This window comes from Streptomyces sp. NPDC107500, assembly GCF_055582785.1.
This window is the reverse complement of sequence record NZ_JBVJPF010000012.1, coordinates 130743-157497: the sequence shown is the minus strand read 5'-3', so window position 1 is coordinate 157497 and position 26755 is coordinate 130743. Positions and strand designations below refer to the sequence as shown.

The following is a 26755-nucleotide window of genomic DNA, read 5'->3' as shown; positions in this document are numbered from 1 at the left end:
TGGTCAGGCCGGGTTCGGGGGTGTGGCCGAGGAGTTGGTAGGCGGTGGCCAGGGCGCGTTCGGGCGGGCCGAGGACCGGGGCGGTCTGGTCGGTGTCGGCCGGGTCCTCGACGGCCGGCGTCTTCTGCCACCGCCGCCACTGACGGGCAAAGTCCTCCAACGCCGGGGTGCGCTCACCCTCCGACAATCCCGTCACCGCGGCCGAGGACCCGTCCGCCGATGCGGAAACCGTGGCATCCGCAGTGGTGGTGCGGGTGCCGTGGACGCTATCGGTGCGGGAGACGGGGTGTTGTTCAGGTGTGTCCTCAGGGATGTGGGCGGGGGAGTCCTGATCGAGGACCGTAACCGGGTCCGTCTGCGGGAGGGGTGCTGGGGGGCCTTCGAGGACCGCTGCCACGTGGGACGCCGTGTCCGGGGCTGACGCCCCGTTCAGGGGCGTGGCTGTGCGGCCGAGGGTGGCTGTCTCCTGCACCGGGGCAGGGGTGTCTACCGGGTTCGGTGACGTGGGCTGCGTGCTGTCCGGTTCCTGTTGCTGTCGGCCGGCTTCCCGGCCTGTGTCGCCGGTCGAGACGGTGGACAGGTGTCCGGTAGACGCGGAGTCCGGCTGCTGTCCGGAGGTCTGCGGGCGTGCGGAGCCGACGGCGGCCCCGGGCCTGGCCTGAGGCTCAGACCGTATCTGGTCCCTACCGGCTGTGCTGGTGGTGCTGAGCCGGGCGGGAGAGGCTTGCGGGGTCTGATCGGCGGCCGGGGGCTGTGCCGGGGCGGGGCGGTTGGCGGATGTGTTCGATGCGGCACTTGGGGCCGTGCTGAGGTTGGTGCCCGTGCCCGTGCCGGTTGGCTGGGTGCTGGTTCCGGACGAGGGTGTGGATGTGCCGGGTGCGGTCGCCGGGGCGGCACCGGTTTGGGAGTTGGCGGGCAGGGGCTGCGGCGTTGGACCCGCGTCGGAGGACGCCGTGTCCGGGGCCGTTGCCTGGAAGGAGGGGACGGAGACGGTGGGCGCGCTGATGGTCGGGATGTGGAGGTCGGGTGCGGTGATCGGGCCGATGGCGGGGGTGGGGATGCTGGGGAGCGGGGTGGAGGAGCCCGGGCCCGTGGAGGTGGGGCTGGACTCGCTGACGGTGGGGTAGCGGGTGGGGACCGCAGGGACGGTGGAGAAGTCGCTCGGCTCGTGGGTGTTGGTCACCTCGGGCAGGACGATCTGGGGCATCTTCATGCCGAGGTGCGGCGATCCCTTGAACAACTCGTGGACGCCGGCCAGGACGGGATGCTTGGCCCGGCCGATGGCCTCGCCGCCCAGGGCGCCGAGCGTGGTCTCCTTGGTGGTGGAGAACCTGCCCTGCTCGATGTAGTTGACGACGCCCTCGGCGACGTTCTGCCCGCCCATGCTGAAGCCGATGTCGAGGACCTCACGCACCGGTTTCTCTTTCCACACCGACGGCATGGCGTCGGCGAGATCCTTGGACAGGGCCGTGCGCAGCGGGTCGTACTTGGCGCCGAGTTTGTCCAGCGGGCCCAGCGTGGAGCCGAGGGCGTCGGTGAGGGCTTGCTTGTTTCGGTTGCTCAGGAAGGCTGTGGCCCAGTCGGTGCCCATCCGCCGGGCCGCGTCCGCGCCGATCCGGGAGCCGAAGGCCCGCTCGAACTGGCCGGCCACCGACTTCTGGAACGCCAGCCGCGCCTCCTGGTTGACCACGCCGTGGGAGAGGCTGACCCGCATCGGCACCGTCAGCTTCGCCATCGCCGGTCCGAACCAGCCGCCCAGGTCCGCCAGTTCCTTGTCCAGCGGCAGGTCCGGGACCTTCCCACCGGACTTGGACCCCCCGGTGACCGACCTGACCACATCCGCGATGCCCGCCTTGGCCGGCGCGGACGACGCCGTCCTGACCGGCGGCGGGATCTTCAGGGCGTTCTCGATGGACTCCCGGATGGACTTGCCCGCGGTGAACGAGAACCCCTTCGAGAGCAGCTTCTTCAGCGGCCCCGTGACCAGCGGCGCCCCCACGCCGATGATCGCGCCCTGGATCGCGCCCGACAGCACCGAACTGTGGTGATAGTCGTCCCCGAACTTCGTGTGCTTCCCGTTCAGCGCCAGGATCCACTGCGACAGACCGTCCAGCGCCGTCATCAGCGCCACGTTCGTCACCACACCGATCGCCGCCGTGGTGAGGAACTTCCGCAGCGTCGACCCGAACAGGAACTCGAAGATGTCCAGCAGCAGGCTCTGCTCGACCGCCGCCCCGATCGGGTTCCAGCTCCACATGACCAGCGTGATCGCCCACTCCACCAGGAACGCCAGCACCTGAAGGATGATCATCATGTTCGTGTAGTCCAGCTGGTACGCGAACTCCCCCGCACCCTCCGCCAACTGCGCCGCCGTGTCCCGCAACCCCGAGATGTAATCCGCCCCGTCCCCCGACATGAACGTCTTCATCGCGTCCACATACGCCTGCGGCCACTCACCCGTGGCACCCGCCGCCGTACCACCCGTGATCTGCGCCATCAAGTTCTCGAACCCGTCGAAGAACTCCACCAGCTCCAGATGCGGCCGCTCCACCTCGTCCCGCACCCGCTGCGCCGACCCCAACGGCACACTCATACCCGCAACAAAGACCACGATCGGGTTGTACCAAGGCTCCTCAGTCACAGCTTCCCCACATGTGCTTGCTCGTCAGATGGCGACGGGGTCGGCGCGGCGCGGTCCCCGACCGGGTGGCAACGCGCGTACAGCGGATCATTATCGCGTATGTGTGTGGACGAACCCACCCTATCCACCCTGCGGAGTGTGAACGAGATCGTGAGTTCTGACTCACACGTGCTGTAGCCTGCGGTACTCGGATTCGTCATGCAGGTGTGGGAGTAGGCAGGTGTGCCGAAACCTGGCACACCGGATCCGATTGCGCTCCCTCGGGAAGGAAGCACATGAAATCTGCTGATCCGCCGCGGCCGGCACGCGCGGCTCCGGCGAGCAAACCGGTTGCTTCGGCCGCGTCGTCCAGCACAAGCACCGGTACCGCTGAACCCGTTCCGTCGCTGCCCACCGAGTCGGCAGCCACCTCTCGAACCTCCGGCGACGCGTCGGTCGGACGGAAGGAGTCCATCAAGTCACGCTCTGGCGAAGCGCGGAAGAAACCGGCGGTCCGGCCCGACGGCGTTCGCCGTGAAGCCGAGGAGAGCAAGGCCCTCCGGCCGCGGGCCGAGTCCGCCGCTGCAGCCGCCACCGGGGTGAAGGCCGCCACCGGGGTGAAGGCCGCCACCGGGGTGAAGGCCGAGGAGAGCGCTCCGGCCGCCGGGCGAGGCCCCGACGCACCGGCCTCCAAGGATGAGGCCTCCACAGGCCCGGCCTCCAAGGAGGCGACAGCCACCGCCTCGTCCGCCACGGCCCCGACCACCGCAGCGGCAGCCGGAACCGCTGCCGTCGGTGACCGGCAGGCCGCGGGCAAACGAGGCGCTCGCGCTCTCCTGCGTGGCAGTCACCGTGCCGTGCTGACCGTCGCGGCGGTCACCGGTGTCGTCCTGGTGGCCGGCGTCCTCGTGGGTCTGCGCGGTGGCGGTTCGTCCGACGACAAGGCCGCCGTACCGGACGTCGCCGCCTCGATGCTCGAAGCGGGCGCCGACGGCGGTGCGCAAGGGGGAGTGCCCGGAGCCCTGCCGCTGCCCACGAAGGACGCGTCCGGTGCCAGTCCCGACGCCAAGTCGGGTGGTCCTGACGGCCACGACGGCAAGCAGGGCGGCACACCGGACGGCAAGCAGGACGACTCCGCTCCGGACAAGGCCGGTGCGCACAGTGCGCACAACTCCTCATCGGGGTCGTCCTCCTCACACGGCGACGGCAAGAGCGAGGGCGGGGACGGCGGCACGTCGTCCTCGTCCTCCTCCGGTGGCGGCGGCCGGCCCGTCACCCAGGAGACGCAGGCGCCGGGCGGCACACCTCACACGAGCGCTCCGGTCTCGTCCGGGCAGTCGAACAACGCGGCCCCCCTTTCCGGGGTGATGGTGTTCAGCCATGACTCCGGGCGTTGCATCGGGGTCTACGGAGGTGTGGGCAAGGACGGCCGCCCGCTGGAGATCCGGGACTGCTCGGCCTCCTCGCCCGCGCAGCGGTGGTCCATCCGATCCGACGGCACGATCCGTGCCTTCGGCCTGTGCATGGACGCGGCCGGCGCCTCGACCTCCAACGGAACGGTCGTACAACTGGCCACCTGCAACGGCGGCCCCGCACAGCACTTCGAGCTCAACTACCGTCACGACCTGGTCAGCATCCGGGCCAACAGGTGTGTGGACGTGACGGACGGTCACACGGGCAACGGCAGCCGCCTGCAACTGTGGGACTGCAACGGGCACGACAACCAGAAGTGGTCCAAGAAGTAACCGCACCGGCACCTACGAGAAGACCTCACCGCACCCGACGAGGATGCGGTGAGGTCTTCTTCTGCCGCGCCGGAGAGGCTACTTGCGGTGCCCGTTGGGACCGTCGGCCCCGTTGGGCACGTTGGGCATGTTCGAGACGTCGTGGATGTTGTCGATGTTGTCGTTCTGGGCGTTCGTGAAGCTGTTGCCCGAGTCGATGGTGAGACGGCTGGCACTCTCCAGGGCCTGGGCCAGGCTGCGCACACCGTCCCGGAGCATGCTGTGGACCGGGATGTAGTTCTGGACGTACTGCTTGCCGTACATGTCGTTGCCCCACGGCGGGTCGACCATGTCGTACGCGGTGGCGTCCGCGAACGTCTCGGCGGCGCCGTCCGTCACGTCCGCGACGTTTCCGGTCGCGCTGCCGCCGGATTTGATGCGGCTGGGATCGGCCGCGAAGACATTGCCGTCAGACACGCCTGTCACCTCCGTTGGGGCGTTTGAAGATCTCCTCCAGCGAACCGCCGTCGAGGAGCTTGTCGATGTTGAGGCGGTCGAGCACGCCGCCGCCCTTCATACCCGGGCCGGAAGCGCCTGCCGCCTCCATGATCTCGGTGACGCGCGAGGCCACCTGGGCGCGGGACGCGGACATGGCCTCCAGCACGCTGGCCGCGAGCGCCTGTCCGGTCATCTCCTTGAACTTGTTGTTCGGGAAGCGCAGTCCCGACGGCGTGCCGTCGGTGCCGATGGTGATCTCCACGGCACCGTCCCGGGACCGTGCCGTGACGGAGATCGACTCCATCTGCTGCTTGGCTTCCATGAGCGCGTCGCGCTTCTTCATGAATTCGGCGAGCGCCTGGTGCTGCTGTTCTTCCAGTGACGAACTCACGAGTGCTCCTGTAACGGTGGGCCGCTCGGGCGGAACGGTGGCGGAATCGGTGGCCAGGCTTAGTGGCCGATCGAGGCGGGCAGGCCGCCCTCCTCGGTGCCCCAGACGTCCTTGCCCTTCCCCGACCGACCGGAACTCTGCGTTCCCGGCCGCTGGCCGGCGGGAGGCCCGAACGGGGAATCGCTCGACGTACCGCGTGGGCCGAGGAGTTCGTCGCTGTCGGTCTCCTCCTCCTCCCACTCCTCCGGGTCCTCGGCGGGAGCGGCATGCTGGCCGAACGGCGACCCGCCGTGCTGGAAGACGGCACCGTCCATGTCGTTGCCGCTGAACAGTTCGCGTTCCCGGTCGCCGCCGCCCTGCTGGCCGCCCCCGCCCTGCTGGCCCATGCGGTTCATGCCGGCCATCATCATCATGGGGGAGAGCAGGCCCATCGCGTTCTGGCTGTCCGGGACCCCTCCGGCGGCCGCACCCGCGCCGATCCCGGCCCCCGCGGCGATCCCGGCGCCGGCGCCGATGCCGGTGCCCGCCCCCAACCCGGTGCCCGCCGCCTCGGCCGCGGCCTTCTCGGCCTCCATCGCGGCCACGGTCGTCGGGCTCGGGACCGTCTGGGACTGTCCGTCCGCCGAGGTGATCAGCCCACTGCCGTCCAGGTGCCGGAACTCGGTGCTGCCGTCGGGGTGGCTGGTGATGCTGGTGCCGTCCGGCGTGTAGGAGATGCCGCTGCCGCCGCTGAACGTGGGGAAGTCGTACGACGGTATGGAGAAGCCACCGCCGGACAGACCGCTGCCCAGGCCCGTCGAGGTCCCCTCGGTGGTGGTGACCGTGCCGTCCGGGTGGAGCGTCGTGGTGCTGCCGTCCGGGTTGTGGGTGACGATGTTGCCGTCCTTGTCGACGGTGATGGTGCTGCCGTCGGCCGTGGTGATGCTCTCGCCGGAGCCGAGGTGGCTGGTCGTGCTGTTGCCGTCGGCGTCGACCGTGGTCACGTCGCCGTTGGGGTGCACGGTGACCTTCGAGCCGTTCATGCCGTCGGTGGTGATGCTGCCGTCGGCGTTGACGTGGGAGACGGCGCCGTCCGGTGAGGTGAGCTGGATCTGGCCGTCCGGGGTGACGATCTCCGACGCCCCGTTGGGGAAGTGGGTGGTCTTCGTCCCGTCGGCGGCCGTCTGGGTCAGGCTGCCGTCCGCGTTGCGCGTGATGCTGCTGCCGTCGGGGTTGTCGAGCGACTCGCCCACGCCCAGGTGGCTGGTGGTGGTGTGACCCTGCGGGTCCACCGTGGTGACATCGCCGTCGGGGGTGACCGTCCGGGTGGACCCGTCGGGGAACACCGAGGTGATGCTGCCGTCGGGGTTGCGGGTGACCGAGCTGCCGTCCGGGTAGTCGGTGATGACGCCGCCGCCGGTGCCGGAGCGGGAGGTGCTGCCGTCGATGTTGCTGATGGGGAGACCGGCGCCGAATCCGCCCAGTGCGGTGCCGCCGCCGAGCAGGCTTCCGCCGTCCGGCAAGCCGCTGGTGTCCGGCAGACCCGCGCCGAAGTCGCCGCCGATGCCACCGCCGGCGACGCCACCGCCGACGGTCGGGATGTCCAGCGACGGCCCGTCGACGCCCCCCGGTCCGGAGGTCGGGAGGCCGCCGAGGGCGCCCGTGGCCGATCCGTGGATAGGGCTCAGGTCCCCCAGGCCGTTGCTCAGCCCGTTCCCCATGTCGTTGAGGCCGTCGCCGAGGCCCTTGAAGCTGTCGCCGATGCCGTCGCCGAGGCCCTTGAAACTGTCGTTGAGGCCGTCGCCGAGCCCCTTGAAGCTGTCACCGATGCCGTCGCCGAGGCCCTTGATGCCGCCGCCGAGGTTGTCGATGCCGTCGCCGAGCTTCTTCAGGTTGTCGTCGAGGCTGCTGTTGCCCTTGTCGGCGTTCTCGTCCTGCACGGCGGAGCTCAGCGAGGAGCCGGTGTCGCTGAAGGCGAACGACGGGTTCCAGGCCGCGTCGAGCACCCGGGCCCACTCCTTCTGGAGAGTCTCCAGCACCGGCTTCGCCTTGGCGTCCAGATTGGTCTCGACGTTCCTGGTCCAGCGGTCGACGGCCTCCTGAGCGGCCCGGTGCCAGGTGGCCGTGTCGATCAGTCCGCCCCAGGCCAGGTCCTCGCTGAAACCGGATGCGGCCGTCGGCACGGTCCTCCACGAACCCTGGCTGGTGGCGGGGGGCAGCGTCTCCCACCCGAACTTGGTGGAGTTGTTGGCGATGATCCAGTGTGCGATCTCGACGAACACCTCGTTCATGATGTCCAGCGGGTCGGCCGCGACCTGCTGCTGTGCGGTCGAGCCGTCCGGGAGATTGACCGGGATGCCCTGTCCCTGCCGCCAGAAGAAGTCGCCGTAGATCTTGTACAGGTCCTGATAGGCCTTGTACAGGGCCTGCTCGGCGCCGACCAGATCGTCTCCGTGCAGGGTGGTGGCGGTGTACCCGGTGGAAGGGGACCGGTGCTGCGGGGAGAAGCCGGGCGGCTGCAACTGCGAGGTGTAGTTCTCGTACTTCTTGTGGAGGTCGTCCACCAGAAGCCAGAACGCGCCGGCCGCGGTCCCCTTCCATGAGGCCTGCTCGCTGCCGAGCTGCTTCTTCCACTCGTCCAGGACCACGGTCTGTTCCTTGAAGAACTTTCCCGCAGCGTCGAACGACTGGGCCAGCTCGGCGAACGACTTGAGTTTCACCCCGTCAGCGGTGGGCGCCCCGTCTCCGCGGACCTGGACGTCGCCCTTCTCGGACGAGTACTGCGAGAGCATGCTCTTCAGTACGCCGTCCGAGTCGCCCCAGAAACGGTGGAACGCGGGATTGTCGACGTAGGTGACGTCGAGCGCGCACTTGGAATCCCCACCTCTGGTGGTGAAGAACTCGAAGTGCCATCCCTTGTTCGGGTTGATGGGGTTGATCATCGCGAAGTACTCGTCAGGGTCGTCGAGCCCCCCACCAAGCCGTTTGAAGGACACATTGATCCAGGGGATGCCACTGTCGCCCGAGACCTTGGTGACGTCGCCGCGTGCGACAAGCGACCAGTTGGTCAGCAGGTGAAGGACGTCTTCCCAGCTCTGTGCGGGCATGGTGATACTTCTCCGGGGATGTCAGGGGTGGTCGAGAGCCTCAGAGCGGCAGGTTGTTGCCGGCACCGGTGCCGGCACCGGTGCTCGAACCGCCGATCGCCGACGTGTAGTCGCCGATCTCACGCATGAAGTCGTTCGACTTGACGTTGGCGAGATTGTCCCCCTCGGTCTTCTTCATGTCCCGGATGACGTTCCCCAGATCGATCTTCAGCTTGGCGAACGCGTCCCTGTGCCGGTTGAGGACACTGTCGATGGCCGAGGCGGCCTTCTTGGCGCTGTCGCACAGGTTCTTGCCGCCGGTCTGGTCGTCACCCGCCATCGGACCGATGGTCAGCACCTGGGGCTTCTTGCCGATGTCGTAGAGGGAGGTCGGGTGCGCGCCGGGCGCTCGCAGGTCGTCGATGCGGTGCAGGAAGCCGCTCACGTCCGTGTCGATGAAATTCTGCAGGGCTGCGTAGTTCAGCTGTTCCAGGTTGTGGTGCTCGCTGCCGGGCATGGGCGCCTTCCTGCCGCTTCGAAGGGATCGTGGGACGTCTAGAACCTGATGGCCTGGAAGTTCTCAGTGTTGCGCGCGGCGGTCTGCGACAGGTTGTGCGAGTTCTGCCGGAGAGTCTCGATGAGCCGGACCAGCTGTGCGTCGAGTTGCGTGAGCGAGTCATTCCATGAGGGGACCGTGTGCGTGGTGTACCACTCCTGGTCCGGACCCTCCCAGGTGGAGACGACGGGAGCGAGATCCCTCATCAGCTTCTCCACGGTTCGCCGGATCTGCTGCGACTGGTCCTCCATTTCGCCCGCCGATGCATGGACCGCGGTGTGGTCGATGCGGATGCCTTCAGACACGTTTGCTCCCTTGTGGCTGTTTGATCTTGGCTGCGTACGGTTTCGGGGCGGATGCCCGGGGGGTCGGCGACGTCTCGATGCTACGAGGTGAGCGCCGAGTAGGTGTGTCCGCTGAGGGAGGTGTCCCCGCCGCCCGTCGCCCGGCCGGCGTCGGCGATGAGGTGCATGTTCGACTGCTGCGCGATGTTGGCGGCCTGCTGGTTGTCCGCGAGCTTGTCCTGCATGGTCCGGCAGGTGTTGATGATGTCCTGCATGATGTCGAGCCACTTGACCAGCTGGACGCCGTAGGCGGAACCGTCGTCACCGCCGTACGTGCCGCCCAGTACGTGCTGCTCGGTCTCGATCGTGCCCTTGACCCTGGTGATGTCCTTCTGCGCGTCCACCAGGAGCGTTATGGCGTCGTTATAGGTTTTGTCCGATGACGCCTGGTTGTTCATGCTGGGCATACTTCTCTCCTTGTCATCAGGGTGTTCTCTCATGTAACACGAGACACCTGGCTTCGAGGCTCACCATACTTGTTGCAGGTGTCAACCCGTCTTCGTATGTGCCTTGTTGTTCTGCCCGCACACAGGTGTCCCCGTGGCCTTCGCCCCACCGTCGGTCGCGGCCTGGGGCGACAGGTCGGGACCGGTGGGCAACATGTTGAGCAGCGGGGCCGGCAGGCCGTCGACCGCGGACAGGTCGTACCCGAGGGCCTGGGCCGCCTCCGCCGAGGGCACCCGGTACTTCACCCCGTTGTCCGTGACGAGATAGATGGTCGTACCCGTACCGCCGCCGGTGCTGTTCAGCGCGCGCACCAGGCTTCCGCCGCCGGGGGCCACGGCGACGCCGTCGACCGGCAGACAGGCGGGAGCCAGCGCCTTGAGCGGCGGCAGGGCCGCCTCGACGACCGACTTCGCGGAGACCAGTGACATCGTCACCGCGATGCTCTTGGTCCCCTCCGCGTCCAGGCCGACGCACACACCGGTCGTTCCGGGCACGGCAAGCAGCGCGGGCGGCTCGGGAGGCAGATGGGAACCGGCCTCGCGCACGGCGGTACCGGTGGCCGAGCCGGCGGGCGCCAGCGCACCGCTGAGCGCCTGCGCCGACAGCACCGTCTCCTTCGGGGTGCCGCCCTGGTAGGCCTTCTCCTTGACCTGCGGGTCGGCGAGCGCGAGGGCGGCCTGGGTCGGGGTGACCGGGATCAGACCGTCGCCGCCGAGCACGTAGTAGCGCTTGGCCGACCCAGGGGTCTCGGCGGTGAACACCTGGCCGATGCGGGTGGCCTGCCCGTCCAGGCCGGGCCCGCTCCCGCCGAGGTCCGGCACGGGCGGCGCCGCGAGATCGGGGCCGGAGGGCACGGCGTCGAGGAACGCGGCGGAGACCGAGGTGGCGGTGGCTCCGCCGTATCCCAGGGCCGCCAGCGCCGCCTGACCGCCCGACACCTGGAACCGGCTGTCCCCCCACAGCAGGTAGGTGTCACCGTCCGGCCCCTTCACCAGCACGGCCTGCTCGGCGCGCACACCCGTACCGTCCTGCGGCGAGTCCACGGCGAGGACCGTCAGCGGCCGCACGGCCCCGGAGTCGGTCTTGGTGGTGGCCGCGCACACCTGCCAGGGATGGACGTTGAGGTCGCCCTGGGTGGGCAGGGAATCGGGTGCGCCGGGGATGCCCACCTGGGAGCCGTGCCGGGCCGAACGCAGGGAGTTCGCGGACACGGACACCGTCGACATGTCCGCACCCAGCAGCAGCCGGGCCGACGGGTAGTTGAGCACGGTGTGCAGCCGGCCGTCGAACACGTACCGGGTCCCGGTCTCCTTCTCGACGATCAGTGACTTGCCGCTCTCCCAGCTCGTGTTGCCACCGGGTTTGATCAGGCCGAACAGGAGGAACCCGGCGGCCACCACCACCGAGATGATCAATCCGTAGGTCATGCCGCGATTGGTGCGCCGGGTGGGCGGTTCCACCACGTCGGGGTCGGCGCGCAGCAAACCCGAGGTCAGCCGGGACACCAGGAACTGGTGCGCCATGACCTGGTCGCGTCGGGACTGCAAGATGACACCTCCTCAGATTCAGCCGAACGTGCCGCGCAGGCGCTGGTACACGTCGAGGACCCACAGGGCCAGGGGCAGCAGGGCGAGGGCCGCGCCCGACTGGATCAGGTCACCCGCGCGCCCCCAGTACGGCACCAGGCGCCGGCCCGGCACCGTCCAGGAGACGATCGCGGCGAGCACGGCGCCCAGGAGCAGTGCGGCCGTGCCGAGCAGTTCCCCGTTCTCGCCGTGCCGCACCGCGAGTGCGATGATCAGGACGACCGTGCCGATGCCCGCCGGCAGGCTCAGGGCGATCCGCTGCCAGGAGGTGCCGAGGTTGCGTCCGTGCAGCGGGAGCAGGATCGCCAGCACGAGCACCGTGATCGTCTCGGCCCGGCCGGGATGCCGCGCCATCAGGACCAGCGTGGCGAGGCAGACCAGGCCCACGGCGCCGTACAGGCCCGTCATCCAGTGGTCGACCGCGGCGCCGCCGTCCGCGACGTCGTCCTCGGAGCGCGGCTCGATGCCCTCCTGGAGCTGGTCGGGCCTGGTGGGCAGCGGGGGCAGGCGCAGACCGGAGAGCGAGAAGGACATCATCGGGATGAACGCGCCCAGCAGCACGGCCGCGCAGGCGACCGCGGCGGCGGCCTGGTGGGCGGAGACGTTCAGGGCCACCATGAGTCCGCCTCCGAGGGCGGTCGCCAGGGTCAGCACCCCGCCGGAGGCGAACACCACCGGGTAGCCGGCCACCACGCCGGTCGCCAGGACCAGCCCTACCGTGCCGGCCGCGCCCGCGGCGAGCAGATGGGCGCCCACGGTCCGGGCCGAATCGTCGCCGGCCTGCCCGCCGCCGGTCAGCAGCAGTCCGGCCACCGCGAGGAAGGCCGAGCCGAACAGCCCCAGCAGTACGCCGCCCTGTGGGTCGTCCAGCACGCGGGCGGCGGACCCCGCCCCGGAGAGCAGGAGCAGGGCCGCGCCCGCCGCGAGGATCGCCCGGTCGCCCGTCGCGCCCTTGGACACGACGAGCAGGACCAGGCAGCCGAGCAGGGCCGTAGCCATGACGAGACGCAGCACCCATCGGCTGACCTGCGGGCTCCACGCGTGCGGCAACTGCTGCACCACGGCCGAGACGGCTTCGAGCAGACTGTCGTAACGCACCGGCGGGAGGGCCTCGGTGTGGGGCCGGAGCACCAGTGTCTCTCCCTCACGCAGTTCCAGGGACTCGGGGGTCCCCTCGACGTCCAGGGGGTTCCCGCCGAGGCGCTGCAGTACCCAGCCGCCATGTTCCAGGCCCTGTTCGGGCAGGTCTTCGCCCGCGTGTCCGGCGATCACGGGTAGCAGATCCGCGATCGGCACGTCGGCGGGGACGGCCAGATCCAGTGTCTTGTCAGGGGCGCGCACGGTGAGACGGCACAGCCCGTTCAGCGAGCCTTCGCTCATGGGGGCAACAGCCTTCCGAGGGAAGATACACAGCCGCAACAACGTGCTCCGCGGAACACGTCGCGGCAGGACGAGGCGATCGGGGACGTTCTTCGCTCCGGCGGGGCCAGGGCCTGTCGGACTGCCGGGTGAAGCGGGTCGTCGGGTGGCTCCGGTGTCTTGGCCAGAAATACCTGACAGCAGATACTCTCATGTTCGGAAGCGTCTCTTGACCGGAGCCCGGAGCCCTATGTGTCTCTGTGCCGCTCCGCTGCCGCCCCGGTGCGGGACCTCACGCCCACACCCGCGCGGGTCCCGCCGAATCTCTCGTGCACAGTTGAATGGAGAGCCAGTTGAGTGTGGTGTTCTTCCGCAGGCCGGCCCGCCGCCGCGGCCCGGAACTGCCGGACGGCGAGCTGTCGCTCCAGGAACCACCGACGCTCGCGGAGGAGGCACCTTCCTCCGCGGCCAACATGCTCACCTATCTGCCAATGGCGGGCATGTCCATCGGAATGGTGCTGCTCTACACACGTATCGGCAGCGGGACGGGCCCGATCATCTACCTGGTGGTCGGACTGATGCTGCTGTCCATGATCACCATGCTGATCGGGCAGTTGGTGAAGGCCGGCTCCGAACGCAAACAGAAGATGCAGGGCATACGCCGTGACTACCTCCGCTACCTCGGAGGCGTCCGGCACAAGGTGCGCTCCGCCATCGCCGAACAGCAGCGCGCGCTGGCCTGGCGGCACCCCGACCCGTCCGGCCTGTGGTCCTTCGTCCGGACCAGCCGGCTGTGGGAGCGCCGCACCACCGACGAGGACTTCGCCGAGGTGCGCATCGCGGTCGGTGAGCAGCGCCTGGCGATGCAGCTGGTGAACAAGGCGGAGAAGCCCGTCGAGGACCTCGACCCGCTGACCGCACACGCGCTGCGCGCCTTCATCAACGCCTACTCCACCGTGCCCGAGCAGCCCATCGCCCTCTTCCTGCGGGCTTGGGCGCGGGTCCTTTTCCGCGGCGAGCGGGAGAAGGTGCTGGCGACGGCCCGTGCCCTCCTCGTCCAGCTCGCCGTCCTGCACACCCCGCAGAACCTGCTGATCGCCTTCTGCGTCTCCCCGGAGAACCGCGGCGAGTGGGAGTGGACGAAGTGGCTGCCGCACGCCCTGCACCCCACGGAGACGGACGGCGCGGGCCCGGCCCGGCTGATCACCTCCACCGTCGCCGAGCTGGAGGACCTGCTGGGCGAGGAACTGACCGACCGTCCCCTCTTCGAGGCGGGCGCCGCACCGACCAAGGACGAGCCGTACCTGGTCGTCGTCGTGGACGGCGGTCAGGTGCCCTCCGCCCACCGCTTCGAGCGGGCCGGATTCCGCAACACGGTGGTCGTGGACGTCTCCGACACCCTGCCCTGGAAGCCCGGCCGGACCGTGCTGCGCATGCTGGTGGAGGCCGCCGACGCCGACACGGCGGGCATGGCGGGCGCGGCGGCCGGGGCCGACACACCCTTCGACGTGATCAAGATCGTACGCACGGACCGCGACCGCAAGGAGACGTCGATCCCGCTGGGCCGCGCGGACCAGATCGGACCGGCCGCGGCACGTGCCCTGGCCACCCAGCTCGCGCCGATGCGTACAGGCGTCACCGCGGAGGCGGCCCAGCCCCTGTCCGCCGACATTCAGCTCACCACCCTGCTCGGCATCACGGACCTGTACCGGTATTCCCCGCAGGAGTTCTGGGAGCGCCGCTCCGCACAGCAGAAGCGGCTGCGGGTCCCCATCGCCGTCGGCGCCGACGGCCGCTCGGTGGAACTCGACATCAAGGAGTCGGCGCAGGACGGCATGGGCCCGCACGGCATGCTCATCGGCGCCACCGGTTCCGGCAAGAGCGAACTGCTGCGCACCCTGGTTCTCGGACTGGCCCTCGCCCATTCCTCGGAGACGCTGAACTTCGTCCTCGTGGACTTCAAGGGCGGTGCCACCTTCCTCGGATTCGACGCGCTGCCGCACACCTCCGCGGTGATCACCAACCTCGCGGACGAGGCGGCGCTGGTGGACCGGATGCAGGACGCCCTGCGCGGCGAGATGCAGCGGCGCCAGGAACTGCTGCGCGCCGCCGGCAACTACACCTCCGCCCTGGAATACGAGAAGGCACGGGCCTCCGGCGTGCCGCTGGAGCCGCTGCCGAGCCTGCTCGTGGTCGTCGACGAGTTCAGCGAGCTGCTCTCCGCGCACCGCGAGTTCATGGACCTCTTCGTCGCCATCGGCCGGCTCGGCCGGTCCCTCGGCGTCCACCTGCTGCTCGCCTCGCAGCGCCTGGACGAGGGGCGCATGCACCAGTTGGAGAGCCACCTGTCCTACCGGATCGGTCTACGCACCTTCTCCGCGATGGAGAGCCGCGGTGTGCTCGGCGTGCCGGACGCCTACGAGCTGCCCTCCCAGCCGGGCGCCGGCTACCTCAAGAGCGGTGTGGAACCGCTCACCCGGTTCCGCGCCGCCTACGTGTCGGGGGCCTACCGGCAGCGGGTCGGCGCCCTCGCCCAGGAGAAGATCGCCGGCCAGGTGATGCCGTGGACCGGCGACTGGGTCAACGTCCGCGAGGAACCCGCCGCCCCCGACCCGGACCCGGACGCCGAGGGGGACGAGGACGACACCAGCCTGATGGCGGTGGCCATCGACCGGCTCCGCGACGCGGGCCCGCCCGCCTACCAGGTGTGGCTGCCGCCGCTGGGCGCGCCGCCCACGCTCGACGCGCTCCTGCCGCTGCTGGTGCCCGATCCCGTACTGGGGCTCACCACCGCCGACTGGGAGGACCGCGGCAAGCTGAAGGTGCCGCTCGGCCTCGTGGACAAGCCCTTCGAGCAGAAGCGCGACCTGCTGATGGTGGACCTCAGCGGCTCCGGCGGACACGTGACCATCGGCGGCGGCCCGCAGAGCGGCAAGTCCACCCTGCTGCGCAACCTCGTCGCCGCGCTCGCCCTCACCCACACCCCGCGCGAGGTGCAGTTCTACTGCCTGGACTTCGGCGGTGGCTCGCTCTCCTCGCTCAAGGACCTGCCGCACGTCGGCGGGGTCGCCGGCCGTCTGGAAGGCGAACGGGTGGGACGGACACTGGCCGAGATCAGCGCGCTGCTCGCCCACCGCGAACGGTTCTTCCTGGAGCACGGCATCGACTCGATGGCCACCCTGCGGCGGCGTCGCGCGGCCGGGGAGTTCCCCGAGGAGCAGCACGGCGACGTCTTCCTGGTGATCGACGGGTGGCAGACCGTCCGGCAGGAGTTCCAGGACTACGTGCCGCTGATCGGCCAGTTCGTCTCGAGCGGACTCAACTACGGCGTCCACATCGTGACCACCACCACCCGCTGGGTGGAACTGTCCGGCCCGGTCCGCGACCAGTCGGGCACCAAGCTGGAACTGCGGATGGGCGACGCCCTCGACTCGATGATCGACATCCGGCTCGCCCGGAACGTGCCGCGCGTGCCCGGCCGCGGCCTGACCTTCGGCTCCAAACTCCACTTCCTCACCGCACTGCCGCGCATCGACGGCGTCGGTGAGGCCGCCGACCTCAGCGACGGTGTCGCCGACCTGGTCGAAGCGATCACCGACGCCTGGCCCGGCGACCCCGCGCCGCCGGTGCGCATGCTGCCCACGAAGCTCTCCGCCCGCGACCTCGCCCCCTTCCCCGAGGGGCAGCCGCTGCGGGTCGCGCTCGGTGTCGAGGAGACGGAACTGGCACCGGCCTGGCACGACTTCGCCGAGACCCCGCACCTGGTCGCCTTCGGCGACACCGAGTCGGGCAAGACGAACCTGCTGCGGCTCGTGGCGAAGGCGGTGACCGACCGGTTCACCCCGGCCGAAGCCCGTATCCTCGCGGTCGACTTCCGGCGGGAACTCGTGGAGTGGGTGCCGGAGGAGTACCGGCTGGGCCACGCGGTGTCGGTCGACCAGTTGACCGAGTACGTGGACGGCGCCGCCCGGGCGATGAAGACCCGCACCCCCGGCGCGGACATCACCCCCGCCAGGATGCGCAAGGCGGACTGGTGGGTCGGCCCCCGGCTGTTCGTCCTCGTCGACGACTACGACCTGATCGGCTCCCCCGGACGCAGTCCGCTGGAACCGCTCATCGAGCACCTGCCCCTGGGCTACGAGGTGGGCCTGCACGTCGTCCTGACCCGTTCGGCGGCCGGAGCCATGCGCGGCCTCAACGACCCGCTCGTGAGGCGGCTGCTGGAGGTCAACGCGCCCGGCCTGCTGATGTCCTGCCCGCCGAGCGAGGGCTACGTGTTCGGCAACCTCAAGCCGCGGCTGCTGCCGCCCGGACGCGGCAACTACGTCACACGTCGCAGCGTGACGCAGATCCACACGGCGTTCCTGGAGGACCCCGCGCAGGGGGTGGGCGCGGGGAGGTGACCGGGCCGCGACGGCCGGTGGGGGCCGGGTCGTGCGTGAGCGCGCGGTCCGGCCCCGTACGGACGGGGTCCGGTGGTCTCCCGGTGGCCCGGCCCCGGTGGCCCGGCCCCGGTGGCCCGGCCCCGGTGCTCCGGCCCCGGCGGTCCGGCCGGTTCAGGCCGGCTCGCCGCCGGGTGTCCGCCGGGAGGCCCGGACCTTGGCCAGTGCCATCACCCCGCCCGCGATCATGATCAGCAGCAGACAGCCTGCGGCCAGGGTCCACGCCCGGGGCACGACGGCGCTCCTGGGCGCTGCCTCCGGGAGAGAGACGGCGCTCTCCGGTGCGGGAGAGGGGGCAGACGGGCCCAGCACCGTGCTGAGCGCGGCCGTCGGATCGAGCAGCGGCACCGGGGCGTGCGCGGCGGTCGCCCGGAGCCGGGCCGCGGTCTCGGCCGCGGTCAGGTCGGGCTGGCGCGCCCGGACCAGGGCGGCGGTGCCGGCCGCGAAGGCGGCGGCCACGGAGGAGCCGTTCGCGACGTAGTTGCCCTTGCCCGCCGGGCCGATGCTGGTGATGGCCTCAGCGGGTGCCGCGAGATCGGCGTGCAGCGGCTGCGGGACGTTCTGGAGCGGGTCACCGACGATGCCGGCGCCCACGACGGACAGCACGCCGTCCGCGGCGGCCGGCCAGTAGTCGGCGGGCGGCGGATCCGAGGCCCGCGCCGAGATGCTGCTCGGCGCGGTGTCGGGCGCGGCCGGCGCCACCACGAGGACGTCCTTGTGGACCGCGTGCTCGACCGCCGCCCGCAGCGCCGGGGCGTCCTTGGACAGCGCCGTGGATACGAGGACCACGTCCGCGCCCCCGTTGACCGCCGCCTCAATGCCCTGCGCCGTCAGCGCGGTGCTCGGCGCCCCCCACCGGTCGGTGCCCCGTTCGGCGAGGATCCGGGCCTGCGGCGCCACCCCGGCGAACCCGCTGCCGGGCACGGCGGAGGCGCCGACCACTCCGGCGAGGAAGGTTCCGTGCCCCACGCAGTCGTCGGCGGCGGCGCCGTCCGCGTCGACCCGCCCGGAGAGACCGGTGGCGTTGGGGGACACACCTGTGCCCACCACCGCGACCCGGACGCCCTGACCCCGCGAGTACCGGTTCGCCTGCGCCAGACCCAGCCGCTGCTGGGCCCAGGAGACCGAGCCGACCTGGGTCTTGGAAGCTTTCGTGCACACGGCCCGGTCGGGGTCGAGCGAGGGGGTGATCAGTGGCAGCCGCGTTCCGGCCGACGCCGTCGGGGAGGGAGTCGGGGTGGCTGCCGACGCGCTCGCCGGACCGGCGACGGCGAGCGCGGCGCCCAGGAGTGGTGTCAGCACCCTCAGACGGGGACGGAGGAAGAGACGGTCGTCGTTCATGTCATCGAGTTCCCTGGCTGGCTGGTCGGTTGGCAGGCCCGGTGGTATGTGTGTGAGGTTCAGGAGTGAGGAGAGGGCGTGGAAACATGCTAGAAGCCCCGCCCGCACGCGAGGTGTTGGGACCGGGCACATCGTGACCCCGACCGTCTCGCTCATCGTCGTCCGCTCCGGGTAGGCTGCGAACGAGAGACACGTGTGGTACCGGAACGGCACTTCGGCCGACCGTACGTCAACGGCAAGACACCTTCCCACATACGGGGAGCGCACCACCCATGTGTACCGATGTGTGAGGACCGCATGACCGCCCATCTCAGGAGGAGCGCGCGATGAAACGCCGCGGCAGCGCCCGGCGGACGGGGCACGCCGACCGGGGCGCGCACCTGACGGTCACGCGTGCCCACGAGCACGTCCACCTGGTGCACGCGGGCACGCAGCCGCCCGAGCGGCTGTCGGAACTCGCCGACTGGCTCGGCCCGGCCCGCGACAAGGAGGCCGCCGTCCTGGTCGGGGCCGCCCTTGGCGACGGAGGCATCCCGGCCCTGTGCGAACTGCTCGCGCCGGTACTGCGGGAATGCAAGGACGAGGGCGTCGGCCTGCTGCGGCTGGTGATGTCGGCGGGCGCCGACGAGCCCGACGGGCGCCCCTCGACGGCCAGGCTGCTGTGCGAGCGCTGGGAACTGGACATCCTGGCCACCGCCGGCCCGGCTGTCGTCGTCCCGGACGGTTCCCTCTTCTCGCCCGACCTGCCCGACGCGCCCGGCGGCTGGTGGCACTTCACCGTCGGCGAGGTGCCGCGGTTCATGGGCAGCCGCCTGCCCATCCCCGACTGGGAGGCCGCGCTGCGCCGGGTGGACGACACGGCCCCCGTCCTCGACCACATCATCGAACCCGTACCGGCCGGACTGATGATCCGTCCGACGGTAGCTGCGTCGGCTGCCGTCCACACCCTGCCGTACGCCATCCCGCCCGACCCGGACCGGCCACACCTGCTCGTGGACGCACCGGGCGTGCCGGCCGCCGGGCTGGCTACGGTGATCGCCGCCCTGCCGGGCCGGGTGCGCAGGGACATCCGGCTGGTGTCCCTGGACGGACACTCCCTGCTGGAGGCCGGGCAGGCCGTCGCCGACATCCTCGGGACCGAGGTGCACGTGGGCAACGGGGTTCCGGTGGTGGTCGACGGCGGTGACGAGGCCGACGGCCCGGACGACTCGTCGGCCGGGACCTCGACGGAGCTGTACGCGGTCGACGCCGACGGCACCCCGCTGTGGCGGCCGTTCGCGGAGACGCTCACCTGCGCGCCCGCCACGGGTGACCGGGCGGAATCCGCCCGGGTGACCTCGTGGCGCGCCCCCCTTTCCGTGCTCGAGGGCACGGATCCCGGCGCGCTTCCCTTCGAGCAACTCTGGAAGCTGGCGGTCACGCCCGCCGGCCTGTGGGTCGGGCCGCGCAGCAGCGAGCCGCCGGCGGTCGCCGCGACCCGCGCGGCCGGTCCGGACGTCGTGGCCATCGAACTGGGGGCCCCGCGCCGGGCGCTCGACGACTCGCTCTGGCCCAGCCTCGACCGCCTCTTCGCGGAGCTGGAGCCCGAGGTCCGGGAACGGGCCGTCGTCCATGTCCACGGGGTCCTCGGCAGCAAGGGCATGGACCACCTGCGGCGCCTGACGATCCGGCACAACTTCTCCCTGATGCCGCAGGAACAGACACAGGCGCAGGCGCAGACGCAGACGCAGGCACCGGAACCGGGACTGGAACAGGATCCGGCAGAGACCGGTACGGCGGGCATCCCGTCCCTGGGACGGACGTACGCGCACATGGCGGCGGAGTCCGAGGGACCGGCGGGCCTCGGCCGCACGGCCGAGGAGGACGAGCAGAAGGGCACCCGGACCCCGGAGCCGTACACGGCGGAGGCGCCCGGGAACCCGGTCCTGGAATCCGTCGGGCCCCGGTCCCCGGAGCTTCGCCGGACTCCGGAACCCGCCTCCCCGGGGGCGTGGTTCTCGGCGTCCGGGACAGCACCGACCGGATCACCGGGAAGCGGGTCGGCGGAGGCCGCAGCTCCTGGGGCGCCGAGGGGCGGTTCGGTGGAGGCCGCAGCTTCGGGGGCCCCGCGGCAGGCAGGGCCCCGGGCTCCCGAGCGGGTCCCGTTCGAGGGGCGGGCCGAGGGCCGGCCGCAGCCGGACGGACCGCTGACCGCCCGGACCGGACCGGCCGGACCGCTGTCCCCGGCACCGACGGGGCCTGAGAGGCCGGTCCCGCCTCCCGCGCGGCCGGCGTCCCTCGGGCCGACGCCGCCCCTCCCGGGGGCGCGGCCCGAGGGGCTGACCCCGCCTTCCGCAGGGGTCGCGGCCGAGCCCTGGCCCCCCGCTCGCACCCCGGTGGGCCCGCAGGAACCCGCCGCCCTCCGGGCGCGGACCTCGCCCGGCACGGGCACCGACCCGGGCACGGGGACCGACCCGGGCACCGGCATCAACCTGGGCCTCGGCCCCGGCACCCGCACCGACCCGGGCATGGGTACCGGCCCCGGCACCCGCACCGACCCGGTGGCCGGGGCTCCCAACCCCCCTGTGCGGGAGCCCCGGTCACCGTCACCAGCCACACCGTCGGAGCCGGTCGCCCCCGAGGCCGTCCGGGCTGTCACCCCGTTCGCCGGGGGCGGCGGCGCGGAGAAGGCGCCGGTGGTGAACCCGTCGGACAGCGATCACGTCAAGCTCCGTGCCTACCTGGCGCCCTTCTGGCAGCGCCACCGCGAGGCCGCCGCGCGCGCGATGCCGCGTCTGCTCAAGGAACAGACCACGGACGCCGGTTCCGACCCGGCGGTCGTCGAGCTGATCGCCGTGCACGTCTACATGACCGCCGTGGACGACGCCAAGCTGCGTACCGCACTGGCCGAGGAGGACGACCAGAGCCGGACACTGCTGCGCTGTCTGAAGCCCGGCATGCGCCGGCTGCCCTCCTACCGGGGCGTCGCGCTGAGCACGGCCGGGGAACTCGTCTCCCGCCTCGGACCCGACGCGGTGGGCGCCGAGTGGACGGTGAACCTGCCGGTGCGCGCCACGTCGGTCTCCGCGGCCCACCCGGGCACACCCGTCGACCACGTCCTCATCTGGTCGGTGACCGGCCGCCGGGCCGGCGACCTGATGGGCGATCCGGCGGACGACCACGCCCCGGACGTCCTCTTCGGGCAGGAGTCCAGGTTCCGGGTGCTGGGACTCGCCCGGCGCGGCGACGCCACCGTCGGGCTGCTGCAGGAGGTGCCGCGGCAGGCGCACGCCTCCACCGCGGCCCTGGACGCGGCCCTCCTCAAACGTCTTCGAGCCGTACTCGACCTGCCGTCCGCCGAGCCCGCAGATGACGCCGGCCTCCCGGCGCCGCCCACGGGAACCGGTGCCTAGGCCTCCGTCCCGGGCGGCTGTCGGTCCGTCCTGTCCCGCACTTTTCCGCGTCCCGCCACGAGGAGCGTCATGACCCCCAGAACGCCGAGGACTCCCACCGAGCAGACCGCCACGGTCGGCAGGTCCGCCCCCGCCGCCCGGCGAGTCCGCCGGGCCGCCGCGCTGCCCATGCCCGACGGGGCCAGCATGAGCCCCCTCGCTCCCGCCGACTCCCTGGCGGCCGGGCGGGACGAGGCCACGATGCGCTCGCTCACCTCGGTGCTGGCCGCGGCCCGCACGGAGGAGAAGGAGCCCGAGGGCGACCCGGCCGCCTGGCGTCCCAAGGGGACGGCCGAGGGCGGCGCGGAATCGCCCGCCCCCGAGGGCACGGACCCGGCGGCCGTCCCGCAGCGCCGCCCGGGCGGCCGGCTGGGCACCAAGATCACCGAACGGCCGTTCCTGGTCGCCGCCGCGGTCGCGGGCGCGGTGGTCGCCTCCACCCCGTTCCTGACGTCCCACGCCAAGGACCACTCGACGACGTACGAGGGCATGGGCAAGGGCGACCCGATCGCCGTGGAGTCGGGCGGGAAGGGCGGCGCGCACACCGACGGCTACTCCGGCCAGGTCTCGATACCGGCCCCGGGCGGGGAGACGACGTCCGCCGACAACCTGCTGGACCCCAGTGCCGGCGGCTGGCACGGCGAGGGCACCTCCGGTACCGGTGACACCGCCACCACGCAGGCGCCGGTCGTCCCCGAAGCACTCGCCGCCGGCGACACCGGCGCGCACACCCCCGTCGCCGGTACGGCCGTCAAGCCGGGGCTCGCGGGAGACGGCGGGGCGTCCGCCGCGTCGAAGGCCGCGCACGCCCCGCACGCCGACTCGGCGAAGTCCGCCGCCACCAAGGACGGATCCTCCGAGGGCGACGGCAGGAGCACGGCCGAGAACACCGACAAGGCACCCGCCAAGAGCACCGACAAGGCACCGGTCAAGAACGCGGCCGAGACGTCCGTCAAGACCACGGACAAGGCCGACGACAAGCCCGCGGCCCCGGCCACGAGCACCACGGGCACCACGGTGGCGGCCCGCAGCGCGGCCCCGGTGGCCGCCGCGGACACGACCGTGAAGTCCGACACCACCGTGAAGTCGGACGACACGACGGCGAAGCCGGAGTCGGACACCACCGCCGACACCGTCCCGGCCTCCGCCCGCGCGGCCGAGACCGCGACCGCCGCGGAACCGGCCGCCGAGGCGGAACCCGACACCGCGCCGGAGGCGACACCCCGCCAGTGGGGCACCAAGGTCTTCGACTCCACCTTCACCCTGCGCGCCGGGGAGTCAGTCTCCTCCGACCGGATGAGCATCACCATGCAGGCCGGCGGCAACCTCGTCATCACGGACGAGAACGGCGCGGTCCGGTGGTCCTCGGGGACCACCGGTGAGAACAACGCGGCCACGTTCAAGACGGACGGCGAACTCGTCATCCGCTCGGCCTACCAGCAGACCCTGTGGTCGTCGCACACGGGCGGACACACCGGGGCCAAGCTGGTCATCCAGAACGACGGCAACATCACCATCCTCGGCGCCGACGATCAAACCCTCTGGGCCGCCGGCACCCAGCACTGAGTCCACCTCGAACACGAAGGAGCAGGCGTGGCCCGCCATGTGATCACCGTCGGCCCGGAGAACGGGTGCGACCACAGCACGATCGGCGCGGCGCTGCGCAACGCCCGGCCGGGAGCCGTCATCAGCGTCCGGCCGGGCAGCTACCGGGAGACCCTGGTGGTGGAGAACCGGGTGACCATCGCCGCCGACGGCCCGCGCGGCAGCGTCGAGATCGCCCCGTTCAAGGGGGCGGCCGTGACGCTCGCCGCCGACGCCGTCATGCTGACCGACCTGCTCCTGCGCGGCGGCGAGGGCGAACTGCCGGTGATCGACGCCGTCCGCGGCCAGGTCGCCATGGACGGGTGCGAGGTCCTCGGAGCGGGCTGGACGGCCCTGCTCAGCAGGGGCACCGGCTCCCTCGCACTGCGGTCGTGCCGGATCACCAACCCCGTCGGCGCCGGTGTGGTGGAGGCCGGCACCACCGGCAGCGTCATCGAGGACTGCGTGATCGAGAACCTCGGCACCTCCGGCGTGGTGATCAGCGAGCAGGGCCACGCGGATGTCCGCAACTGCCGTATCCGAGACGCCCGCGGCAACGGCGTGCTGGCCAACGGCCAGTCCCGCGGAGTGGTCGAGGACTGCGAGATCACCGCCGCGGAGAAGCCCGGCCTCGCCCTGGAGGGCAGTACGTCCCTGCGAGTGGTGCGCACCACGCTGCGCGACTGCACGGTCGGTGCCCACCTGGCCAGTTCCGCCCGCACCGAGCTGTCCCACGTGCAGATCCGCGGCTCCCGCGGACACGGCTTCGTGGTGGCGGAACGCTCCGACCCGCAACTGTCGTACTGCGAGACGTCGGGCACCCGCGGCAGCGGGCTGTACGTCACCGGCCGCTCGCGCGGTTACTTCGTCAACTGCGCGTTCGACGCGGCGGAGGAGGCCGCGATCTACGTCGACGACAGCAGCTCCCCCTCGCTCAGCGGGACCCGGGTGACGAACAGCAAGGGCGTCGGCGTGGCGCTGGAGGGCGAGAGCGCGGCCGAGTTCGACCAGCTGGACGTGGTCCGGGCGGGCGGGCACGGCGTCGCGGTCACCTCCGGGGCCAATCCGCTGCTGCGCCGGGCGCGGGTCACCGAGGCGCGCGGCACGGGCATCCTCGTCGCCGGGGAGGCCCGCGGCCGGTTCGAGGACTGCGAGATCAGCGACTGCGCGGGCCACGCCCTGCGCGCCGAGAGTGGCGGCAACCCCCACCTCGGCACCTCGGCCCTGCGCGGCGCGGGCAAGTCCGGCGTCTGTGTCGGCGCCGAGGGGAGGGCGACGCTGCGGGACTGCGAGATCTCCGGCTGCTCCGCGTCCGGGGCCTCGGCCGAGGAGGGCGGCGCACTGACCCTCCTGCGCACCCGGGTGCTGGGCAGCGGCGGCCACGGGGCCCTCGTCGGCATGGGCGGCCGGGCCTCGCTGAAGAGCTGCGAGTTCAGCGGGAACACCGGGGACGGCGTCCGCATCGACACCGACCAGGACGTCGAGGTCACCGACTGCACCGTACGGTCCAACCGCGGCTCGGGGCTGAAGCGGGCCCCCTCCCGCGCCGGGTTCACGCTGTCCGGACTGACCAGCGTCGACAACAAGTCCCCCGACGAGGGCACGGACCCGGCCGCCGACCCGGTTCCCGCGGGCGAGCGCGGCACGTCCGAGGGAGGGGGGCAGGACGGCAAGTCCCCGGAGAACAGGCTCGTCACCGAACTCAACGAGCTGGTCGGACTCGCGGGCGTGAAGGAACAGGTCAGCATGCTGGTCAGCCTGGGCAAGCTCGCCCAGCGGCGGGCCCAGCTCGGCATCCCGGCCCCGCCGATGAGCCGGCACCTGGTCTTCGCCGGCCCGCCCGGCACCGGCAAGACCACCGTGGCCCGCCTCTACGGCGGCATCCTGGCGAGCCTCGGCATGCTGTCGTCGGGACACATCGTCGAGGTGTCCCGCGCCGACCTGGTGGCCCAGGTGATCGGCGGCACCGCCATCAAGACCACCGAGGTGTTCGAACAGGCCCTGGGCGGCGTCCTGTTCATCGACGAGGCGTACACCCTGACCTCGGACAGCAAGGGCTCGGGCGCCGACTTCGGCCAGGAGGCCATCGACACCCTGGTCAAGCTGATCGAGGACCACCGGGACGACACCGTCGTGATCGTCGCGGGCTACCCGAAGGAGATGGAGGGGCTCCTCGCCGCCAACCCCGGCCTCGCCTCCCGCTTCACCCGCACCATCGAGTTCGAGAACTACTCGGTGGAGGAACTGGTCACCATCACCGAGTCCATGTGCAAGGGTCACCGCTACGTCCTCGATCCGCTCACCAAGGAGGCGCTGGCCCTGCGCTTCTCCGGCATGCGGCGGGACGCCACGTTCGGCAACGGCCGCGCCGCGCGCGGGGTGTTCGAGGAGATGATCGACCGGCAGTCGCTGCGCCTGGCCACCCTGCCCGAGGCCAGCGAGGCGGACCTGATGCTGATGGTGCCGGAGGACGTCGGCGCCGACGTGGCCGAGGAGGTGCGTACGGAGGTGAAGAAGTCACCCGGCGAGTCCGACGTACTGGCCCAGCTGCGTGGCATGACCGGTCTGTCCGCGGTCAAGCGGGAAGTCGGCGGCATCGCGGACCTGCTGAACGCCTACCGTCAGCGGGCCGCGATGGGGCTGCCGACGCCCGCGGTCAGCCACCACGCGGTGTTCTCCGGCCCGCCCGGCACCGGCAAGACCACCGTGGCCCGCCTCTACGCCGATCTGCTCAAGTCCTTCGGAGTGCTGTCCCGGGGTCAGCTCGTCGAGGTCGGCCGGGCCGACCTGGTGGGCCGGTACATCGGTCACACCGCGCAGCTGACCACCGAGAAGTTCCAGGAGGCGCTCGGCGGCGTCCTCTTCATCGACGAGGCGTACACCCTCACCCCCGACAACGCGTCGCAGGACTTCGGCCGGGAGGCCGTCGACACCCTGCTGAAGCTGATGGAGGACCACCGCGACCAGATCGCGGTCATCGTCGCGGGCTACCCCACGGAAATGGACCGTTTCCTGGCTTCCAACCCCGGTCTGGCCTCCCGCTTCTCCCGGCATGTGACCTTCGACGACTACTCCACCGAGGAACTGCTGTCGATCATGGTGGAGCAGGCGACGACCGCCGGTTACGTGTGCGCGCCGGACACCCTGGAGGCACTGCGCGTCCACCTCGACGGCGTGCCCCGCACCCGGTCCTTCGGCAACGCGCGCCTCGCCCGCCAGCTGCTGGAGAACATGATGACCCGTCAGGCGGGGCGTCTGGCCTCGCTGGCAGCGCCCGACCTGGAGGCGCTCACCACCCTGCTCCCCGACGACCTCCCGGCCGCCGCACTCGCCGTCCCGCCCGGGGCGCACTGACCGCGGGGCCCGG

15 protein-coding genes are annotated in these 26755 nt (G+C 71.4%); 5 read left to right on the top strand and 10 right to left on the bottom strand.

What is annotated here, in order from left to right:
• Positions 1 to 2593: hypothetical protein (locus tag ACZ67M_RS37255; RefSeq protein ID WP_469854304.1), on the bottom strand; the 2593-nt coding region annotated here is incomplete at its 3' end.
• Between the two features lie 884 nt (positions 2594 to 3477).
• Between ACZ67M_RS37255 and ACZ67M_RS37250 the strand changes: the two genes are divergently transcribed.
• The gene (locus tag ACZ67M_RS37250; RefSeq protein ID WP_469854303.1) at positions 3478 to 4365 is read left to right on the top strand and encodes a ricin-type beta-trefoil lectin domain protein; all 888 of its coding nucleotides are present in this window, start codon (positions 3478 to 3480) and stop codon (positions 4363 to 4365) included.
• A gap of 78 nt (positions 4366 to 4443) precedes the next feature.
• Here the strand turns inward: ACZ67M_RS37250 and ACZ67M_RS37245 are convergent, their stop codons facing one another.
• The 8 genes from ACZ67M_RS37245 to eccD form a co-directional block, all read right to left on the bottom strand.
• Entirely contained in the window at positions 4444 to 4821 is a 378-nt protein-coding gene (locus tag ACZ67M_RS37245) for a hypothetical protein (RefSeq protein WP_469854302.1), read from the bottom strand.
• Positions 4814 to 5233, bottom strand: coding sequence for a YbaB/EbfC family nucleoid-associated protein (locus ACZ67M_RS37240; protein ID WP_469854301.1), 420 nt, complete (start codon positions 5231 to 5233; stop codon positions 4814 to 4816). Before ACZ67M_RS37240 ends, ACZ67M_RS37245 begins: the two co-directional genes overlap by 8 nt.
• Positions 5234 to 5292: 59 nt before the next feature.
• A complete protein-coding gene (locus ACZ67M_RS37235; RefSeq protein ID WP_469854300.1) occupies positions 5293 to 8319 on the bottom strand; it encodes an AAWKG family protein in 3027 nt (1008 codons plus the stop codon).
• A gap of 40 nt (positions 8320 to 8359) precedes the next feature.
• On the bottom strand, positions 8360 to 8815 hold the full coding sequence (locus ACZ67M_RS37230) for a type VII secretion system-associated protein (protein WP_469854299.1): 456 nt from the start codon (positions 8813 to 8815) through the stop codon (positions 8360 to 8362).
• A 38-nt stretch (positions 8816 to 8853) separates the two neighbouring features.
• Entirely contained in the window at positions 8854 to 9159 is a 306-nt protein-coding gene (locus ACZ67M_RS37225; RefSeq protein ID WP_469854298.1) for a WXG100 family type VII secretion target, read from the bottom strand.
• An 80-nt stretch (positions 9160 to 9239) separates the two neighbouring features.
• Positions 9240 to 9605, bottom strand: a complete 366-nt coding sequence (locus tag ACZ67M_RS37220) for a hypothetical protein (protein WP_469854297.1) — start codon at positions 9603 to 9605, stop codon at positions 9240 to 9242.
• 81 nt (positions 9606 to 9686) lie between these two features.
• On the bottom strand, positions 9687 to 11192 hold the full coding sequence (eccB, locus tag ACZ67M_RS37215) for a type VII secretion protein EccB (RefSeq protein WP_469854296.1): 1506 nt from the start codon (positions 11190 to 11192) through the stop codon (positions 9687 to 9689).
• 18 nt (positions 11193 to 11210) lie between these two features.
• On the bottom strand, positions 11211 to 12611 hold the full coding sequence (gene eccD, locus ACZ67M_RS37210) for a type VII secretion integral membrane protein EccD (RefSeq protein WP_469854295.1): 1401 nt from the start codon (positions 12609 to 12611) through the stop codon (positions 11211 to 11213).
• Between the two features lie 332 nt (positions 12612 to 12943).
• Between eccD and eccCa the strand changes: the two genes are divergently transcribed.
• Positions 12944 to 16993 carry a type VII secretion protein EccCa gene (gene eccCa, locus ACZ67M_RS37205; RefSeq protein ID WP_469854294.1) on the top strand — a complete coding sequence of 1350 codons (4050 nt, stop codon included), beginning with the start codon at positions 12944 to 12946 and terminating at the stop codon, positions 16991 to 16993.
• Between the two features lie 153 nt (positions 16994 to 17146).
• On the opposite strand, the gene ACZ67M_RS37200 is transcribed toward eccCa, so the two are convergent.
• On the bottom strand, positions 17147 to 18373 hold the full coding sequence (locus ACZ67M_RS37200; RefSeq protein ID WP_469854293.1) for a S8 family serine peptidase: 1227 nt from the start codon (positions 18371 to 18373) through the stop codon (positions 17147 to 17149).
• A 326-nt stretch (positions 18374 to 18699) separates the two neighbouring features.
• On the opposite strand from ACZ67M_RS37200, the gene ACZ67M_RS37195 reads away from it, so the two are divergent.
• The 3 genes from ACZ67M_RS37195 to ACZ67M_RS37185 all read left to right on the top strand — a co-directional run bounded on the left by ACZ67M_RS37195 (position 18700) and on the right by ACZ67M_RS37185 (position 26742).
• Positions 18700 to 21765 (top strand): hypothetical protein, encoded by a 3066-nt coding sequence (locus tag ACZ67M_RS37195; RefSeq protein ID WP_469854292.1) that lies wholly within the window; start codon positions 18700 to 18702, stop codon positions 21763 to 21765.
• A 69-nt stretch (positions 21766 to 21834) separates the two neighbouring features.
• Positions 21835 to 23370, top strand: coding sequence for a hypothetical protein (locus ACZ67M_RS37190; protein WP_469854291.1), 1536 nt, complete (start codon positions 21835 to 21837; stop codon positions 23368 to 23370).
• A 27-nt stretch (positions 23371 to 23397) separates the two neighbouring features.
• The gene (locus ACZ67M_RS37185; RefSeq protein WP_469854290.1) at positions 23398 to 26742 is read left to right on the top strand and encodes a right-handed parallel beta-helix repeat-containing protein; all 3345 of its coding nucleotides are present in this window, start codon (positions 23398 to 23400) and stop codon (positions 26740 to 26742) included.
• Positions 26743 to 26755: the final 13 nt, after the last annotated feature.

Bases quoted from the DNA above. Each gene is read 5' to 3' on its own strand.
- ACZ67M_RS37235 (WP_469854300.1), bottom strand. From the start codon at position 8,319: ATGCCCGCACAGAGCTGGGAAGACGTCCTTCACCTGCTGACCAACTGG.
- ACZ67M_RS37230 (WP_469854299.1), bottom strand. From the start codon at position 8,815: ATGCCCGGCAGCGAGCACCACAACCTGGAACAGCTGAACTACGCAGCC.
- ACZ67M_RS37220 (WP_469854297.1), bottom strand. From the start codon at position 9,605: ATGCCCAGCATGAACAACCAGGCGTCATCGGACAAAACCTATAACGAC.
- eccD (WP_469854295.1), bottom strand. From the start codon at position 12,611: ATGAGCGAAGGCTCGCTGAACGGGCTGTGCCGTCTCACCGTGCGCGCC.
- ACZ67M_RS37200 (WP_469854293.1), bottom strand. From the start codon at position 18,373: ATGAACGACGACCGTCTCTTCCTCCGTCCCCGTCTGAGGGTGCTGACA.
- ACZ67M_RS37195 (WP_469854292.1), top strand. From the start codon at position 18,700: ATGAAACGCCGCGGCAGCGCCCGGCGGACGGGGCACGCCGACCGGGGC.
- ACZ67M_RS37190 (WP_469854291.1), top strand. From the start codon at position 21,835: ATGACCCCCAGAACGCCGAGGACTCCCACCGAGCAGACCGCCACGGTC.